18 protein-coding genes and 1 riboswitch are annotated in these 16400 nt (G+C 42.8%); of the genes, 13 read left to right on the top strand and 5 right to left on the bottom strand.

Annotation, left to right across the window (positions count from 1 at the left end; genetic code table 11):
* The first annotated feature begins 133 nt into the window (after positions 1-133).
* The 8 genes from DUK53_RS04190 to DUK53_RS04155 all read left to right on the top strand — a co-directional run bounded on the left by DUK53_RS04190 (position 134) and on the right by DUK53_RS04155 (position 8138).
* Positions 134-436: a HesB/YadR/YfhF family protein gene (locus tag DUK53_RS04190; RefSeq protein ID WP_036064150.1), complete on the top strand. Its 303-nt coding sequence runs from the start codon at positions 134-136 to the stop codon at positions 434-436.
* A 316-nt stretch (positions 437-752) separates the two neighbouring features.
* Complete coding sequence (locus DUK53_RS04185; RefSeq protein WP_103034835.1) at positions 753-1844, top strand: MBL fold metallo-hydrolase; 1092 nt, start codon at positions 753-755, stop codon at positions 1842-1844.
* Between the two features lie 7 nt (positions 1845-1851).
* Positions 1852-2082, top strand: a complete 231-nt coding sequence (locus DUK53_RS04180) for a DUF3006 domain-containing protein (protein WP_036089155.1) — start codon at positions 1852-1854, stop codon at positions 2080-2082.
* An 81-nt stretch (positions 2083-2163) separates the two neighbouring features.
* A riboswitch (SAM riboswitch) is annotated at positions 2164-2273 on the top strand.
* Positions 2274-2400: 127 nt separating this feature from the next.
* Positions 2401-3432, top strand: coding sequence for a methionine ABC transporter ATP-binding protein (locus tag DUK53_RS04175; protein ID WP_036130669.1), 1032 nt, complete (start codon positions 2401-2403; stop codon positions 3430-3432).
* Positions 3416-4066, top strand: coding sequence for a methionine ABC transporter permease (locus DUK53_RS04170; protein WP_036130672.1), 651 nt, complete (start codon positions 3416-3418; stop codon positions 4064-4066). The genes DUK53_RS04175 and DUK53_RS04170 overlap by 17 nt, the downstream gene beginning before the upstream one ends.
* A 211-nt stretch (positions 4067-4277) precedes the next feature.
* The gene (locus DUK53_RS04165) at positions 4278-5132 is read left to right on the top strand and encodes a MetQ/NlpA family ABC transporter substrate-binding protein (protein WP_036089151.1); all 855 of its coding nucleotides are present in this window, start codon (positions 4278-4280) and stop codon (positions 5130-5132) included.
* A gap of 24 nt (positions 5133-5156) precedes the next feature.
* The gene (locus DUK53_RS04160) at positions 5157-6350 is read left to right on the top strand and encodes a M20 family metallopeptidase (RefSeq protein ID WP_036089150.1); all 1194 of its coding nucleotides are present in this window, start codon (positions 5157-5159) and stop codon (positions 6348-6350) included.
* A gap of 150 nt (positions 6351-6500) precedes the next feature.
* Positions 6501-8138 carry a peptide ABC transporter substrate-binding protein gene (locus tag DUK53_RS04155; protein ID WP_036089148.1) on the top strand — a complete coding sequence of 546 codons (1638 nt, stop codon included), beginning with the start codon at positions 6501-6503 and terminating at the stop codon, positions 8136-8138.
* A 440-nt stretch (positions 8139-8578) separates the two neighbouring features.
* Here the strand turns inward: DUK53_RS04155 and DUK53_RS04150 are convergent, their stop codons facing one another.
* Positions 8579-9775 (bottom strand): CynX/NimT family MFS transporter, encoded by a 1197-nt coding sequence (locus tag DUK53_RS04150; protein ID WP_036089146.1) that lies wholly within the window; start codon positions 9773-9775, stop codon positions 8579-8581.
* A 4-nt stretch (positions 9776-9779) separates the two neighbouring features.
* Positions 9780-10460, bottom strand: coding sequence for a FadR/GntR family transcriptional regulator (locus DUK53_RS04145; RefSeq protein ID WP_036089144.1), 681 nt, complete (start codon positions 10458-10460; stop codon positions 9780-9782).
* A gap of 181 nt (positions 10461-10641) precedes the next feature.
* Between DUK53_RS04145 and DUK53_RS04140 the strand changes: the two genes are divergently transcribed.
* A complete protein-coding gene (locus DUK53_RS04140; RefSeq protein WP_036089142.1) occupies positions 10642-11697 on the top strand; it encodes an AI-2E family transporter in 1056 nt (351 codons plus the stop codon).
* 45 nt (positions 11698-11742) lie between these two features.
* Here DUK53_RS04140 and DUK53_RS04135 read toward each other — a convergent pair whose 3' ends face one another.
* Positions 11743-12627, bottom strand: coding sequence for an alpha/beta hydrolase (locus tag DUK53_RS04135; protein WP_036089140.1), 885 nt, complete (start codon positions 12625-12627; stop codon positions 11743-11745).
* Positions 12627-13463 carry an alpha/beta hydrolase gene (locus DUK53_RS04130; RefSeq protein WP_036130675.1) on the bottom strand — a complete coding sequence of 279 codons (837 nt, stop codon included), beginning with the start codon at positions 13461-13463 and terminating at the stop codon, positions 12627-12629. Before DUK53_RS04130 ends, DUK53_RS04135 begins: the two co-directional genes overlap by 1 nt.
* 165 nt (positions 13464-13628) lie before the next feature.
* Here DUK53_RS04130 and DUK53_RS04125 point away from each other — a divergent pair, with 165 nt between their 5' ends.
* The gene (locus DUK53_RS04125; protein ID WP_036089136.1) at positions 13629-14087 is read left to right on the top strand and encodes a DUF4064 domain-containing protein; all 459 of its coding nucleotides are present in this window, start codon (positions 13629-13631) and stop codon (positions 14085-14087) included.
* A gap of 105 nt (positions 14088-14192) precedes the next feature.
* On the top strand, positions 14193-14396 hold the full coding sequence (locus DUK53_RS04120; protein WP_036089134.1) for a hypothetical protein: 204 nt from the start codon (positions 14193-14195) through the stop codon (positions 14394-14396).
* 64 nt (positions 14397-14460) lie between these two features.
* Here the strand turns inward: DUK53_RS04120 and DUK53_RS04115 are convergent, their stop codons facing one another.
* Positions 14461-14706: a DUF3116 family protein gene (locus tag DUK53_RS04115; RefSeq protein ID WP_052164833.1), complete on the bottom strand. Its 246-nt coding sequence runs from the start codon at positions 14704-14706 to the stop codon at positions 14461-14463.
* A gap of 422 nt (positions 14707-15128) precedes the next feature.
* Between DUK53_RS04115 and DUK53_RS04110 the strand changes: the two genes are divergently transcribed.
* Together DUK53_RS04110 and DUK53_RS04105 are read left to right on the top strand one after the other, a co-directional pair.
* Entirely contained in the window at positions 15129-15428 is a 300-nt protein-coding gene (locus DUK53_RS04110; RefSeq protein WP_036089133.1) for a lmo0954 family membrane protein, read from the top strand.
* A gap of 30 nt (positions 15429-15458) precedes the next feature.
* Entirely contained in the window at positions 15459-16328 is an 870-nt protein-coding gene (locus DUK53_RS04105; protein WP_036089131.1) for a PspA/IM30 family protein, read from the top strand.
* The last annotated feature ends 72 nt before the right edge of the window (positions 16329-16400 follow it).

Raw genomic sequence — 16400 nt, 5'->3', positions numbered from 1 at the left:
TTCCATAGCTCCATTATAATCTGGGAAATCACACAATATCAAAGCAAACCATTTACAAGCCGACAGGCTGTTATATGAAATTTTCAAAGAACAATTAAGAAGCTATAAACTTATTATACGAGGAGTGATGACAATGCAAATCGAAGTAAGCGATCAAGCACAACACTGGTTTAGAAATGAGTTTAACACGGCCGATGGAAATGGAATTAGATTATTCGCAAAATATGGTGGCTCCAACAGTTCCCTACATCCTGGTTTTTCAATCGGATTAGTATCTGAAAAACCCACGGAAATGGCATTGCAACACAAAATCGGCGATATTTTATTCTACGTAGAAGATCATGATTACTGGTACTTTAAAGATCATGACTGGATCATTGATTACAATCCAAAAAGCGAAGAAGTAACCTTCAAATTTTTTGAGAAAGTAAAATAAATCTCTCAGCGGATCGACAAACGCTCATTTTCGTCGTTAAAAGCACTGTTTCAGCGCTCACGTACTTTAGTACGCTCCGCACTGGAACAGTGCTTTTGCCTAGAAACTAAGCATTTGTCGATCCGCTGAGGTTTGGTAGGAAATCATGTGAAGTGGTTTTTCGAAATTTTGGCGAGTCCTTTATAGGGCTCGTTTTATTTGGTGTAAATCTCCCAACTTTTCCGGCAACTCTTTACTCCAAGAAGCGATTCTGCTATTCTAAGGGGAAGAGAATTAGGGAGTTGAGATTTTGAAGAAATTAGCAAAATGGAGCATCATGGGGATTATTTTAGTCATGCTTATTGGTGGATGCTCAAATAATACACAAACATCCAGTGTTACCGAAAATACGTTAGACGGCGCGAAATTCACTTTTTTTGACGTCGGGCAGGGGGACAGCACGCTTATTCAAGCCGATGATGGCACAACGATTCTGATTGATACTGGCCGCCATGACGATAATCGGATTTTGACATATCTAGAAAAAGCGAATATCGAAAAAATTGATTTGTTGCTTTTAACACATCCGCACTCAGATCATATTGGCAACGCGGATAAAGTCATCAAACAGTATAAGCCGAAAGAAATTTGGATGGATGGACTCGTGTTCAATAGCTCGATTTATGAGCGCGTGATTGATGCCGCTCTGGCTTCGGACGCGAAATATAAGGAGCCAAGACGCGGTGAAAAAGCTACATTCGGACCGTTTGGGATTCAGGTGCTGAGTCCGGATAAATTATCGGATAACGCTAACAACGATTCCATCGCGATTCGTCTAACATACAAAGATATTGCGGCTATTTTTACAGGAGACGCAGAAAAGTCACGCGAACGAGAAATGGTCGACAGCGGCCTAGATTTAAACGCCCAGATTCTCGATTTGGGACACCACGGTTCGTCAACATCGAATCAGCCGTACTTTTTAGATGCAGTCAAACCGGAAGTCGCCGTGTATTCTGCTGAAAAAGGAAATTCCTACGGGCACCCGCACCGCGAAGTCATTCAGTGGCTCAAGGATCGCGATATCAAAACGTATGGAACGGATGTCGAAGGAACGGTAACAATCGAGACGGATGGCAAACAAATCCACGTCGCGACAGAAAAATCCGGCACACCGGAACCTGGAAATAGCACTGGCAAACAAACAACAGAAGAACCAGGCGAGGCGGTTCCGATGCCAAATACAATTAATATTAACACAGCAACCGCAGAAGAACTGCAATATCTACCGAGCATTGGCCCCGTTTTAGCAGACAAAATTATCGCCGAACGACCATATAAATCAATTGACGAATTGAAAAAAATAAACGGAATAGGCGACGGCATTGTTCGACAAATCAAAGAACAAGGCAAAGCAACCGTAAAGTAGGTGTACCATGAGCAAAAAAGCGATTTTAGACCGTATCGAGGATGGAAAAGCGGTTTTTCTACTCGAACCAGATGAGCAAATATGGACAATCCCACAAACCAAACTGCCAAAAAATATTCACGAAGGCAGTTCGGTTCTAATCGATGGCACGAGAATCACACTAGACGCCCAAACAACAGCGGAAAACAAAGCACGCATCGCAGCGAAACTCGAACAATTGCGCAGAAAAAACGATTAATAAACAAAGAACTTTTCCAAAAGTGGTTGACAGTATCCGAAATACACGATATAGTTATAAAAAATAAATAACGACTTACACATTTTATCCAGAGAGGTGGAGGGATTTGGCCCTACGAAACCTCGGCAACAGATCATGTATTGATACTGTGCCAATTCCAACAAGCATTCCATTTGCTTGGTAGATAAGGTGAGACGACAAAGACTGCATTCATATGACTGTATAATTATTCGGTACATAGATGTTTGGACTAGAATCTCCTCTTATTAACTTAAGGGGAGATTTTTTTGTGGGTAAGGCAATTAAGGGAGTGATAGGATGATCGAATTCAAAAATGTAACGAAAACATTCAAAAGCGGAGGCAAAGAAATTACCGCGTTAGACGGCGTTAGCTTAACCATCGAAAAAGGCGACATATTCGGCGTAGTGGGCTTTAGTGGTGCAGGAAAAAGTACCTTGATTCGCACGGTAAACCTACTGGAGCGGCCCACAAAAGGCTCCATGGCTGTGGCAGGAACCGATTTAACAACATTAAAATCCAAAGAACTTCGCGCAGAACGAAAAAAGATTGGCATGATTTTTCAACATTTTAACTTATTGAATTCCAAAACGGTCTTCGATAACATCGCGATACCGCTAGCTTTAATACATACAAACCGAAAAGAACGCGAAAAGCGAGTGCTGGAATTGTTGGACTTTGTTGGCTTAGCAGATAAAGCAAAGAATTATCCCGACCAATTATCCGGCGGCCAAAAGCAGCGTATCGGGATTGCACGTGCACTCGCAACAAATCCAGAGGTGCTCCTATGCGATGAGGCAACGAGCGCATTAGATCCAGAGACAACAGGCGCGATTCTCGAACTGTTACAAAAAATCAACAAAGAATACAATATTACGATTCTGCTCATCACCCACGAAATGTCTGTGATACGCGAAATCTGCAATCGAGTAGCGGTGATGGAAGGCGGTAAAGTTATCGAAGAAGGCAAAGTATTCGATATCTTCTCAAATCCGCAAAGCCAAACCGCGAAAAACTTCGTCAAGACGGTAATCAATGACGATATTCCAGCCAGCGCACTGAAGCTGATTCAAAATCACGACGCAACCGTTTGGAAATTCACATTTGTGGGAGAATCATCAGGAAATCCGCTACTTTCGAATATTGCCAAACAATTTGATGTCAATGTCAGCGTCCTAAGTGGGAATATCTCTGAAATTCAGGCGATTGCGTTTGGCTACATGATCGTGGAAGTCACAGGTGAGCCAGAAGAAATCGCAAAAGCCTTCGCTTACGCAACAACGCAAAATGTCAAATTAGAGGAGGTGGGAGCGCATGGAAGTCACATCTGAACAGCTAAGCATGGCATTTATTGAAACCCTATACATGGTTACATGGTCACTCTTATTTGCTTGCCTTATAGGGATACCACTCGGTGTCTTACTCGTCGTAACGCGAAAAGGTCACATTTTGCAAAATACAATGATTTTCAATATTTTAAACCCAATTATCAACATTTTGCGTTCGGTGCCATTTATTATTTTGCTAGTCGCATTGATTCCTGTGACGCGTTTCATCGTCGATTCGAGCATTGGCGTGAAAGCCGCGATTGTTCCACTTGTTTTCTACGCAGGACCTTACATTGCAAGACTTGTTGAAAACTCGCTTTTAGAGGTGGATCAAGGCATTATCGAGGCAGCTCAGGCGATGGGCGCGAACGCGTGGCAAATTATATGGCGATTTATGTTGCCAGAGGGTCTTAGCTCATTGATTCTGACACTAACTACCGCGACGATTGGTCTCGTTGGTGCTACCGCAATGGCAGGAGTTGTTGGTGCAGGAGGGATTGGAAACTTGGCGATTACGTATGGGTACCAGCGTTATGATAATATCACGATGCTCGTTACAGTTATTATTTTGGTCGTTATTGTCCAAAGTGTCCAGTCGCTGGGGAACTTCATTTCTCGCAAAATCCGCCGCCGTTAGGCGCCGGCGACGCCGAGAAACGCTCATCTTCGTCGTTAAAACCTGTGCTACGGGGTTCTCGTACAAATCGTACGCTCCACTCCGTTGCTCGGCTTTGCCTAGAATCTAGGCATTTCTCGGCGCCACCTCCGTTTGGAGGTTCAATCGTGAAGGACACTTAAACATGATTTTAAGAAAAGATAAAATAATAAATAATAGGGGAGTTTTTTGGATGAAGAAGTTGGTTTTAGTTTTGACGTTGGTATTGTTGGCTGTTGTTGCTACGGCTTGTGGTGGTTCAGATGAGAAGGCGCAGGGAGACGAGAAGAATTTGGTGATTGGTGTGAGTGCTGGGGATCGGACTTGGCCTGAAATTAAGCGGATTGCTGAGAAGGATGGTATTAATATCGAATTGAAAGAATTTAGTGACTATGTCTTGCCGAACCGCGCGCTTGCTGACGGGGACTTGGATGCGAATGCTTTTCAAACGGTTGCCTATTTCGATTCTTTTATTAAAGAAAATAAGCTAGATCTTGTACCGCTTGCTTCGACGGTCATTGCTCCAATGGGCGTTTATTCGAACAAAGTGAAAGACATTAAGGATATTAAAAATGGCGCTACTATCGCTGTTCCTGATGATATTACGAACTACGGCCGTGCTTTGCTTTTGCTGCAAGAGGCGGGACTTATCACGTTGGTTGATGATTTTGATGGGAACGGGTCACCAGAAGCAATCAAAGAAAATCCGAAAAAGCTCGATATTAAGCCAATGGTAGCTGGTCAAATTCCGCGCGCGCTAGACGATGTGGATGCGGCAACAATCAATAACGGTGTGGCTGTTGAGGCGAAACTGAACCCGCTGAAAGACTCGATTTTCCTAGAGTCAGATACGGCGAAACCTTATATTAACATTATTGCCGTTCGAAAAGGGGACACAGATCGCGAAGCTTTGAAAAAAATTGTGGAAATTTACCACTCCGATGACATGAAGAAATTTATCGAAAAAACATATAAAGGTAGCTCCATCCCAGCATTTATCCCGCTTGATGAGCTAGAAACGTATAAAGAAACGTGGTCAAAAAAATAAATTCGAAATACGGAGGCGTTGCACATGGTACAAGCAAAACTGACATGGTCTGAGGCCATTGAAACAAATATTGACGCGCATCAAGACTTCTATATTGAAGTAAGTCACGATATTCACGACCACCCAGAAATCGGCAACGAAGAATTCTACGCAAGCGAAAAACTGGCGACCATCCTTGAAAAAGCTGGTTTCACCGTGGAATTAGACGTAGCAGGCCACAAAACCGCTTTCCTCGCTCGTAAAAAAGCAGAGAAGCCAGGCGCTACAGTTGCCTTTTTAGCGGAATATGACGCGCTACCAGGGCTTGGACATGCATGCGGGCACAACATAATTGGCACAACGAGCGTTGCCGCAGCCATCGCACTCGCCGAAGTAATCGAGGAAACGGGTGGGGAAGTAGTCGTACTTGGAACGCCAGCCGAAGAGGGTGGACCAAATGGCAGTGCGAAAGGAAGTTTTGTGAAGCATAATCTCCTCCAAGGTATTGACGCCGCGCTCATGATTCATCCATCCAGCGACTCCGCGTTAACGACACCATCGCTTGCCGTGGACGTTTTAGAATTTGAGTTCTTCGGGAAACCAGCCCATTCCGCGGCTAACCCAGAAGATGGCATTAACGCACTGGACGGCCTTATCCAGTTTTACAACGGCGTCAATGCTTTACGTCAACACGTGACCTCCGATGTGCGCATTCATGGCATTATTTTGGATGGTGGTCAAGCGCCGAATATCGTTCCAGATTACGCCCGTGCCCGTTTTTTCACGCGCGCTGACAAACGTCGCCGTCTCGATGATATCACGAAGCGCGTCATTCAAGTCGCAGAAGGTGCTGCGATTCAAACTGGTACAACGTTTAAAGTGACGAATATCCAGAATGGCGTCGATGATTTCCTGATTAATAAACAGTTCAATCGCCTGTTCGCACGTATCGCGGAGCAACTAGACGAACCGCTAATTACCGATAGTCGCGGCATTGGTTCCACAGATGCAGGAAACATTAGCCAAGTTATCCCAACCATCCACCCTTATATCAAAATTGGTTCCAGTGACCTCGTTGGGCATACCGTTGAATTCCGCGAAGCCGCAAGATCCGCTGCTGGAGACAAGGCCTTAATCAAAGGCGCCAAACTGCTCGCGCTAACCGCTTTAGAACTCTACACGAACGAAGCGCTATTAGTCGATATAAAACAAGAATACGAAGATACAAAACAAATCTAGTCTGCCAAAAAAGGAGATAGGTCAACTGCTTATCTCCTTTAACGTGATAAACATTATAAAATAATTCTATTAATTTAGAAAAAGGTATTTATTTTCGCGTCAAAATAGCGTATGATAGAAACAGTCACACAAAAAAGGGGAGTTTTACATATGAAAAAAAGATATATTATCAGCTTGATTCTAGTAGCCAGCATGTTCGTATTAGCAGCATGCGGAGGAGGAAAAGACACGGCGAGCGATGCCTCAGATAAACAAGTCTTGCGCGTCATCGAATCCACAGAAATTCCACTCATGGACACATCACTTGCAACAGACGGCGTCAGCTTCACCGCGATGAATCAAGTTTTTGAAGGGCTTTATACGCTTGATTCCAAGGACCAAATCATCCCAGCAGCAGCCGAAGCCATGCCTCAAATAAGTAAAGATCAAAAAATATACACCATCAAAATCCGCGACAACGCGAAATGGTCAGACGGATCAGATCTCACAGCCGATGACTTCATCTACGCTTGGCGCAAAGTCGTCAATCCAAAATCGGGCGCCCAGTATTCCTTTTTATACCGCGATGTCGTTGCCAATGCAAGCGATATTATCGACGGTAAAAAAGATCCAAAAGAACTCGGCGTGAAAGCACTGGATGACAAAACCATCGAAATCCAACTGACACAGGCCGTGCCGTACTTCAACTCACTACTCACATTCGGCCCGTTCTATCCACAAAAAGAGGCTTACGTGAGCAAAGAAGGGAAAGACTTTGCCAAAGATTCCGATCATTTACTTTACAACGGCCCATTCACAATGTCCGATTGGTCGGGCACAAGCAAAAGCTGGAGTTTCATCAAAAACGATAACTACTGGGATAAGAAAAACGTCAAATTAGATCGCATCGATGTCCAAGTAGCCAAAGAACCAGGCTCAGCAGTCAATCTCTACAACACAGGAAAAGTTGACCGTGCCCCATTAACAGGCGATTACGCGAGCCAATACAAAGACAATAAAGAATTCGTTGCAGAACCCGATTCCTACGTATATTGGTTAAAATTCAATCAAAAACAATCGGATGTTGCGAATGTAGAATTACGAAAAGCGATTGCAAAAGCGATTAACAAAGAAGCGCTAGCCGACACGGTCATCGCGAATGGTGCGGTACCAATTAACGGCGAAATTCCAAACGGTTTTGCCCAAAATCCGAAAACAGGCAAAGACTTCCGCGAAGATAGTGGCGATCACCTCACATATAACGTCGCAGAAGCCAAAGAACATTTTGCGAAAGCGAAGCAACAACTCGGTAAAAGCGAAATCACGCTCGAACTAGTAGGTGACGACCAAGAATTCGCGAAGAAAACCCTCGAGTTCATTCAAAGCGAGCTACAAACCAATCTCGACGGGCTCAAAATCAACTTAAAAACAGTGCCTTACAAAAACAGGCTAGCACTTGATAAGGCGCAAGATTATACGGTTCAACTTTCGCGTTGGGCACCAGCATACAAAGACCCAATGACCTACATCGCAAGTTGGCAAACAGACAACAACTACAACAATATGAGCTACTCAAGCCCAGCTTACGACAAATTGACAACCGATATTTCCACAACACTTGCGACGAATCCAGAAGCCCGTTGGCAAGCCATGCTCCAAACCGAAAAAGTGCTACTCGATGACGACGCAGCAATCGCACCATTATACCAAAACGCCACAGCCGTCCTTGAAAAACCATACGTAAAAGGCGTAGTAAAACATCTTTTCGGCGCACCATACAGCTTTAGATGGGCATATCTAGAAAAATAAATGCATAACCCAAATAAATCGGCGACAAGCGCTCGCATTGTTGGGGCTGTTCGAAATGCAATGAGTTACAGCCCCAATATGCCTAGGAGCATCGCGAATAGGCGGTCCTTCATTATATTTAGAACAAGGATGCGGTACATCTCTACGGTTCTGCTACACAATAGCAGTTTCGCTTAACTTCTCGCATGGTCGAGGAAACTACCCTCTCCCTGCTTTCAGTCATCACATACACCAGTATGCTCCGCTTTGTTGTGGTTCTTTGAAGCAAAGCGAATTAGAACCTCAATATGCAAAAGAATGGAATGAGTTTGCCATCCTCATTCCACCAAATCCCCTGAATACAAACGCTTTCGCTCGATTTGTGTAAAGCAATATTCTCGTCTTACCCAAAAACGGGTAAGGCGATTTTGTCTTGTTTGGATATTCTACTAGCCTTTTTCCTATCTCCCAAAAACTTTCTTATCGCGCCCAGCATCCATTCCCATTACAAATAACAACAATGCAGCAACCACGATAATCGCAAGCGGCACGGTATAGCTATCCGTCAGATCATGAAGCGCACCAAACAACGTCGGGCCAGCAGCGGCGAGTAAATACCCAACCGATTGCGCCATTCCAGACAAGTCCGCAGCTTCGGTTGCCGTTGACGTCCGCAAACTAAAGAACATCATGCACACACTAAAAGCCGTCCCAGAAGCCACACCCATCATAAACACCGATGGACCAACAAGCCAGACATCACCTGCGCCAAATATTAGCCCAGCGGTTCCAACAAGCAATAACACCGTCATCATAATAACGATTGGTCGCTGCGATTTCATTTTGCTGGCAATAATCGGTACGATAAATGTAAACGGAATAATCCCGAGCTGGAATAACGATAACATGAAACCAGCCTGCGTACTCGCCATTCCTTGACTAATAAGTATCGATGGCAACCAAGCGACCATGACATAAAATAAAGTCGACTGCATCCCCATGAAAATTGTGATTTTCCAAGCTAAAGGGGACCGCCAAATACTCTGTCTAGGCTTTTGCGCTACAGCTTGAGGGAGGCTTTTCTGATTATATTTCAACTGTGGCAACCAGACTAGAAGCGCGATAATCGCGAAACCGGACCATACAACGAGTGCCCCTCGCCAACCGAATCCAGAATTCACCGCGATTGGCACACTGATGCCTGATGCCAACATCGCGCACACATTCATCGAAATCGAATACATCCCCGTCATCAATCCCATTTTAAAAGGAAACTCTTTTTTGATGAGGCTCGGTAACAACACATTCCCAACTGCGATAGCTAGCCCGATGAGAAACGTTCCAAATAAAAGCAACGGAATCCCGCCGAACGGGCGAATGAGGCTCCCCACAACCATCAAACAAGCCGCAAAAAAGACAATAAACTCCATCCCCCATCTTCGCGCCAATTTAGACACAAAAGGGGACAAGCCAGCAAAAGCAAGGAGTGGCAACGTCGTCAAAAAACCAGTCATCGTATTGGATAGCGGCAAATCCACGCGAACATAACTAAGCAATGGGCTCAGCGCGGTGATTGGAGCCCTAAGGTTTGCTGCTACAAGTAAAATGCCAATAATTAAAAAAATACGACGCCGCATTTTCCGTTTTTCCTCGTCCATTACGTCACTCTCCTTTCTTCGGTAACACAATTTGCTTAAAGTGCGAAATGTACATATCTACACAATGCACAGCCGAGGCCGCATCTTGATTTTGAATCGCTAAAATAAGATCATTATGACCAGCACCATTCGCATCATTCATTTCCGTCGTGCTCGTAATCGACATCTGAATTTCCTCAAATAAATGCGCGTACATATCAATCAAAAGGGGATTATAGGAGGCCGCAGCAATGGTTTGATGTAATTGCCAATCCGCTTCCACAAACTTCTCCAAATTATTTTCCGTCGTATATTGCAAACACTGATCGCGATATTTAGCCATCTGAGCTAAATCTTCTTCAGTTCTCCGTAAACAAGCTAATGAAACAGCCTCCCGATCAAGTGCATGCCTCACCTCTAAAATTTCCAGTACCGCAGCGCTCTGGATTCTTTTTTGTAGTACGGCGCTTAGTTCGCTTGTTGCCAGAACAAATGTCCCATCGCCTTGCTTCACTTCAAGTAGCCCGACGTGAACTAAAGCTCGGATGGCTTCGCGCAACGTATTCCGACTGACGCCAAACTGTTCCATCAAATCCGCCTCATTAGGCAAGCGATCCCCAATGCGCCAGACGCCGTTCTTAATCATCTCTTGAATCTGGCTAGAGACTTGCTCAACCAGTGATTTTTTTTGTAATTTATGTAGCATTATCGCGACACTCCTTCTAAAGGTAGGATGATTGGTTCATAGGATATGTTACAACTTTTTTACTAAAATGTAAAGCCCTGAAAGCACTCTTTTTCAAATTTTCAGTAGAATAATTAACTAAATTTTTCATGATCGGCAAAAATGTGCTAGAATATGATAAGAAGCGATAGGAGTGTGTTCTATGGAAGAACTATGGGAGAAATTTAAATTAAATACTGGATTACAACGAGTTCTTATTTTTGCGCTCCTCATTTTTGTACTCTATTTAGTGAGAAGCATGATAGACTTGATTTTATTAACATTTATCTTCACCTTTTTAATTACGCGACTAGAAAAAGTGATTTTAAGGTGGGTGAAAGTACCGCGGAAATTAATCGTTATTGTCTTGTACATATTGATTGTGATATTCTTGTATATCGCCTTTACGCATTACTTGCCGATTATCATCCAGCAAATCGTGTCCACATTCAACGGTGTTATGAAATTCTATAATAACCCCGGAAATAACGATTTTATTAAATATGTGATGAATTTATTCAACGATTCCAACGTTAAAGCGTATATCAATTCTGGTTTGAAATTCATTATTGGATCACTAAGCGGCATTGGTAGCATTGGGATTGCCTTCTTCATGGCTCTGATACTAAGCCTATTTTTCTCACTGGAACAAGAACGCGTTGTTCATTTCTCAAGCAAATTCCTAACGAGCAAAATGGGAGCTGTGTTCCGTGAAGTGGCCTATTTTGGCAAGAAGTTTGTTGGCACATTTGGCGTTGTTCTAGAAGCTCAATTTCTAATTGCCATCGTAAACACAGTGCTGACAACGATTGCCTTAATCGCGATGGGCTTCCCGCAAGTGCTGACGTTATCCATTATGGTATTCCTGCTGGGCTTGATTCCGGTTGCGGGCGTTATCATTTCGTGCATCCCGCTGTCGATTATCGCCTATTCCGTAGGTGGCCTTACAGACGTGATTGTCATCCTGATCACGATCGTCATTGTGCATTCGATTGAAACCTACATCCTCAACCCGAAGCTAATGTCATCAAAAACGGATTTACCGGTTTTCTACACCTTCATCATTCTGATTTTCTCCGAGCATTTCTTCGGCGTCTGGGGCTTGATCGTCGGTATTCCAGTCGTTGTATTCCTATTCGATGTATTAGGTGTACGCGGAAATGAAGCCGAAATAAAAAGCCGCAGTTTCTGGGGCTTCAAAAAGAAGAAAGCGAAATAAGAAGAGGCGCCGCATCCGGTATCATTGGACGCAGCGCCTTTTTGTTTAGGACCAGAGAAATTGTTTCACAGCCTTATCAACCTCTTTGTTTTCATGTAGTTTACTATGTTGCGCCTTACTTCCAGTGAACACTAGCTCTTTATAACTAGCAACCTGATCAAAAATAAATTTACCAGATAACGCGCTGGCTAGCGAGACGCTCGTATCACTTTTCGTACCATCCTGCACATCCCCAGCAATATTCAAAACTTCCAGCGTAGCAGGTAGTGCTTTTTTATTCGTCATAAAATTTTGATACCGTTCCGTTTTCGTTTCAGGACCATTCGCCGTTAAGTCATACGCCGTTTTGCCATCTTCACCAATGACCAGCCCGTTAAAAGGAGCTCCGATCGCGACCAGCTTTGTCACCGTTGGAAAATCGTCTCTGTCACTGCCTTCTTCCAAATAACTCGCCCAGTCAACGCCACCCATTGAGTGACCAACGACATTCACAGTAGGAATATGATACTCATTTTTGAGTGTCCGCATTACATTTTGCAACCAGATCGTTTGATTGGTCAAAGAACTCTTATTATCTTCAAACAGGATCTGAATCAGCGGTTTTGTCGCAAACTTATCCCAGTCACCAGTCGCTTTCACATTGCCTTCCGGTGAGACGGAAAGAACGAGGGAACGTGTAGCATCCCCATTTCTAGCGAGCCGATCCATCATGTGCCCCATCGAGTTCTTCGTTCCCGAATAACCGTGTAAGAATAATGTTGGTGTATCGATACTTTTTACTTTTACCGCCGCGTCTTTTGTGGCCGTTTTCTTCACCGAATTATCCGTTGTTTGAGGCTTCTTTTCCGCTGCATCATGCGTGGCGAAGATAAAACCAAATCCCACAGCAAAGACCGCTAAAACAGTAAATACGATTAAAATCTTCTTCATTATTTCGTCGACTCCTTAAATCCCCATAAAAATTTCGCGACATATTCATCCACTACTGGTAATTCATGCATGTTACTATGTTTGGCCGTTGGACCCGTCAGTGTATGCGCCTCTACATATTGATTCGCAAACAGCTTTTTACCATACATCACGCTATCAATTTTGACCTCGCCATCACTGTTCGAGCCATCTTCCAAATTACCACCAATAATCATAATACGCGTCGTAGTCTTAAGCTTCTGTTCCATCTGCTTGGCAAACTTTGTGTGAATTGCACTCGCGTTTTGCAAATCCACTTCCTGGTCGCCATTCACATACTCTTCCGGATAAAATGGAACCGCCAAAAAGACAATCTTCTCGACCTCAGGATAATCAGGGTTATTCGCGTAAGAAGCTAGATAAGAAACCCAAGCGCCACCACCCATCGAATGCCCAACCGCATTAAATTTGGTCACATCATAATGGTCTTCCAAATAACGCATCACTTTTTTCGTCCACAAGGATTGTTGCGTCACCGTCGCTCGATTATCAGCAAAAACAATATTAATAAGTGGGTTATCCGCTTGCTTGCCATTATAGGTTCCCTTTACAGAAATATCACCAGTGGGGCTAACCTTGACCGTTAAAGCATCCGTGGCCCAATCATATTTCTGGTCGAAACGACGAATCATCCCATGGAGCGATCGATCCGTCCCGCGATACCCATGAATAAAAATGGTCGGTGTCGCACTTTGATTCACCTCACGATGCGTTCCGTTCAATTGCAGTAATAGTAGTACGGAAGCCGCAACAAAAATAGCTGATAACAGTCCCATCCATAAACTTTTTTTCCACATAGGCCAAATCCTCTTTTCTAAAATAACAACATCTTTATAAAGTATACAAGGTTTTTCGGAAAAACGCATCTTCTATCCTATAAAAAAGACATCTTTATTTTTACACCGGAATGTATTTATAGTATACTAAAAACAAACACGTAAGAAATGAGGGAGTAGAATAATATGATTAAACGTACAGCAGAGGTTGTTTTAGCTGTCATCGGTATGCTTTTCGGATTAGTAACCTTAGTTGGTTTTACAGCGATCGGCTTTATTTTAGACAGTGCAGCCAGTACAAAAGAGGGTGTAGATTCTTTCACGAGAAGCTATTACCAAAGTTTAGAGGAATCAGGAATTGCTGTAGCAGATGTCCCAAGTGCCAAGCAAATCCTTGATATGGTGCATACATACGCCATTTTAGCACTCATCGCAACGATTGTTTTCACTGTCTTGCTGATTATTGGCTTGATTTGTATTACGGGGAATAAGAAACCTGTACTTGCCGGATTTATGTTCTTGATTGCAGGTATTATTGTAACTATCGGCGGCTTTGTCGTTGCTGGATTCGTGCCTGGATTATTGCTCGTTATTGCAGCAATTCTAAGCTTCGTCCGCAAGCCAAAAGATCCATTCATAGCCTAGAATACGATTCATTTTTGTAAACCGTGTCTCTCGTAGATGCGGTTTATTTTCATATAGAGTGGGAAAAGGAAGAAGGATAGCGATGAGGAAGGGGAGGTGCACAGCATGAAAGAGAAGAATTGGGTGTTGCTCGGAACGGCAATAGGCGCGATTGGCGGTATTATCGCCTATGTATTATGGAACCAAAAAACAATAGAGTCATTTGAGGACGGAAAAGAAGCGCTTGATTTGGAGGAAAACAATATGATTTCAGAAGGCGCGATGACAAGCATTGCGTATGAAAATAGGAGACAGGCGCTAACAAAATAGCGTACTATGGCCTACCGCTAAGCATCTTCACTTACGCGGTAGGCTTTTTTTCATCTCGGCATGTCTAATCTTTTTCTATGAGTCGTTTCCCTTTCGGTGTAATTTGGTAGGTTATATCTTCCAAATGATATACTCGAAACACATAACCATAACTTTCCAACGTATAGAGGACAACCAAAATTATATCTTTGCTAAGGTTTGTTTTTCTCTCTATCTGAGTACTTGCTTTGTTGAAGTTTGTTAATGACAGACCGCCATCATCTAGATGCTTTAAAATAGTAGTCAGATGTTTATTTATATCTCGCTTCATTTTCCCCTTCACCTCTGTTTCTGTTCATCCCACTCGTGCAATATCCTCTATCCATATCCGTCAAAAAGTCTGTCTTGTAATAAAACTAACAATCACCCCCGATACTTAGAGAATCAATAAGTTCATTGATTTATCACCCCCATTTCGAGTATAACCTTTGTAAAGAAAAAATAAAAATCAGAATCGATAGAAAGTGTATCGAACGAATCAAAAGAGTTAATTTACTAACTAAAATGGTGGAAGAGGAGCTAGTAAGTTAGGGCTATATTTGGTATAGTTAAGAGGATATCGTATACATAATATGTAGCAATGGCGAAGATGAGTAGGACTCTAGTTGTAGTGAAAGTTCAAACCCGAGTAGCTTACTGAAATGCGGAATCTATTTTATGATAGTTGTATAGTAAAGCAAGGAGGACATAATCATGAGAGGAATTATTATTGGAGTATTAGTCGCAGCACTTATTATTGCCATCATTGTTTTCCTTTGGCCCGCGATTATGGCGGCGCTTGGAGCTGCACTTGGTTATTGGGCTTTAAGACAATTTATGATAGCAAACAGTACAGGCGAGAAGATTCTGTACGGCGTACTTATCGGTGTGGGCGCCTTAATCATTTTATCTAATTTGCACGGCGTTCTCACAGTAGCCATTGTCGTAGCATTGATTTATTTCTTAACAAAGAATAAGCGCAAAACCACAAACACGAATACATTTGATTACTAAATAGATACTAAACAATTGGAGGAAAAAACAATGACAAACTTTTTTAATAAATTCAAACAAGCAGTGAATAACGACTGGGACGCAATGAAAGAGAAACGTGAAGAGAAGAAACGTAATTCCGTATCCTATTATATGGACCAAACGAAGAAAGAAATGAAGGATATCGAGCGTGCCGTTGACAAACAACGCGAGCTGAAATCTTTATTCTATAAAGAGTGCACAGAAATCGAAAAATACATCGAAAAACGCGAATATCAAGCAGGAATCGCGGAAGAAGCTGGCGAAACAAAATTAGCGAACTTTGCAAAAGAAGAAGTAGCGCAATATAAAGAGCAGTTGGCAACAACACAAAGCCACTACGACAACGCTTCTGAGCAATTAGAGAAGCTAGAATTAAAAATGCACGAAATGCGCTTGAAATGGAAAAACCTAAAAACACAACATTTAGCCGAAACAGCTGAAAAAAATGCAGCCGAAACAGCTGAAAAAATGGATAAAGTCATCCACGATATGAGCTGGGGCAGTGTAACAGACTATCATGAAGCACAAAAACAACGCGACCTTGCTAATACGGCTAAAAAACAAGCGGATATGACAAGCGAATTATCGCAAACGTTTGATGAATTAATGGCTGAATTAGAGAAGAAAACAGCAAAAGGTAAAGAAGCAATCAAAGGAAAAACACAAGATTTCACGCAAATGGTCGATGAAATTATCGAGCGTGAGAAACAAAACTTCAAGAAAAAAGACAATGCTTCGATGGAAGAAATGTTAGAGGACTTGGAGCGTGACGCGAAGAAGCAAGCGAAGGAAGATAAGCCTGAAGAAGAAAAAGAAGTCCTTATTCCTGAACTTGAAAAGAAAGACGTACCAAACGAAGATAAAAAAGAGCAAGAATAAATAATCACACGAAGATACAGCCTTTCTCGAATTGGAGAAGCGCTGTATCTTTTTTATTATACATTTTTGGCT

The sequence above is a fragment of the Listeria sp. SHR_NRA_18 genome, from assembly GCF_003856515.1.
GTDB lineage: Bacteria > Bacillota > Bacilli > Lactobacillales > Listeriaceae > Listeria_A > Listeria_A newyorkensis.
Note: the sequence above shows the minus strand (reverse complement) of the source record. Positions and strands in the feature narration are given on the sequence as shown.

What these genes read in the sequence shown, in the direction of transcription:
- DUK53_RS04175 (WP_036130669.1), top strand. Translation starts at nt 2,401, where the DNA reads ATGATCGAATTCAAAAATGTAACGAAAACATTCAAAAGCGGAGGCAAA.
- DUK53_RS04125 (WP_036089136.1), top strand. Translation starts at nt 13,629, where the DNA reads ATGATTAAACGTACAGCAGAGGTTGTTTTAGCTGTCATCGGTATGCTT.
- DUK53_RS04140 (WP_036089142.1), top strand. Translation starts at nt 10,642, where the DNA reads ATGGAAGAACTATGGGAGAAATTTAAATTAAATACTGGATTACAACGA.
- DUK53_RS04130 (WP_036130675.1), bottom strand. Translation starts at nt 13,463, where the DNA reads ATGTGGAAAAAAAGTTTATGGATGGGACTGTTATCAGCTATTTTTGTT.
- DUK53_RS04115 (WP_052164833.1), bottom strand. Translation starts at nt 14,706, where the DNA reads ATGAAGCGAGATATAAATAAACATCTGACTACTATTTTAAAGCATCTA.
- DUK53_RS04145 (WP_036089144.1), bottom strand. Translation starts at nt 10,460, where the DNA reads ATGCTACATAAATTACAAAAAAAATCACTGGTTGAGCAAGTCTCTAGC.
- DUK53_RS04165 (WP_036089151.1), top strand. Translation starts at nt 4,278, where the DNA reads ATGAAGAAGTTGGTTTTAGTTTTGACGTTGGTATTGTTGGCTGTTGTT.
- DUK53_RS04160 (WP_036089150.1), top strand. Translation starts at nt 5,157, where the DNA reads ATGGTACAAGCAAAACTGACATGGTCTGAGGCCATTGAAACAAATATT.
- DUK53_RS04155 (WP_036089148.1), top strand. Translation starts at nt 6,501, where the DNA reads ATGAAAAAAAGATATATTATCAGCTTGATTCTAGTAGCCAGCATGTTC.
- DUK53_RS04170 (WP_036130672.1), top strand. Translation starts at nt 3,416, where the DNA reads ATGGAAGTCACATCTGAACAGCTAAGCATGGCATTTATTGAAACCCTA.
- DUK53_RS04110 (WP_036089133.1), top strand. Translation starts at nt 15,129, where the DNA reads ATGAGAGGAATTATTATTGGAGTATTAGTCGCAGCACTTATTATTGCC.
- DUK53_RS04190 (WP_036064150.1), top strand. Translation starts at nt 134, where the DNA reads ATGCAAATCGAAGTAAGCGATCAAGCACAACACTGGTTTAGAAATGAG.
- DUK53_RS04105 (WP_036089131.1), top strand. Translation starts at nt 15,459, where the DNA reads ATGACAAACTTTTTTAATAAATTCAAACAAGCAGTGAATAACGACTGG.
- DUK53_RS04150 (WP_036089146.1), bottom strand. Translation starts at nt 9,775, where the DNA reads ATGGACGAGGAAAAACGGAAAATGCGGCGTCGTATTTTTTTAATTATT.
- DUK53_RS04180 (WP_036089155.1), top strand. Translation starts at nt 1,852, where the DNA reads ATGAGCAAAAAAGCGATTTTAGACCGTATCGAGGATGGAAAAGCGGTT.
- DUK53_RS04120 (WP_036089134.1), top strand. Translation starts at nt 14,193, where the DNA reads ATGAAAGAGAAGAATTGGGTGTTGCTCGGAACGGCAATAGGCGCGATT.
- DUK53_RS04185 (WP_103034835.1), top strand. Translation starts at nt 753, where the DNA reads ATGGGGATTATTTTAGTCATGCTTATTGGTGGATGCTCAAATAATACA.
- DUK53_RS04135 (WP_036089140.1), bottom strand. Translation starts at nt 12,627, where the DNA reads ATGAAGAAGATTTTAATCGTATTTACTGTTTTAGCGGTCTTTGCTGTG.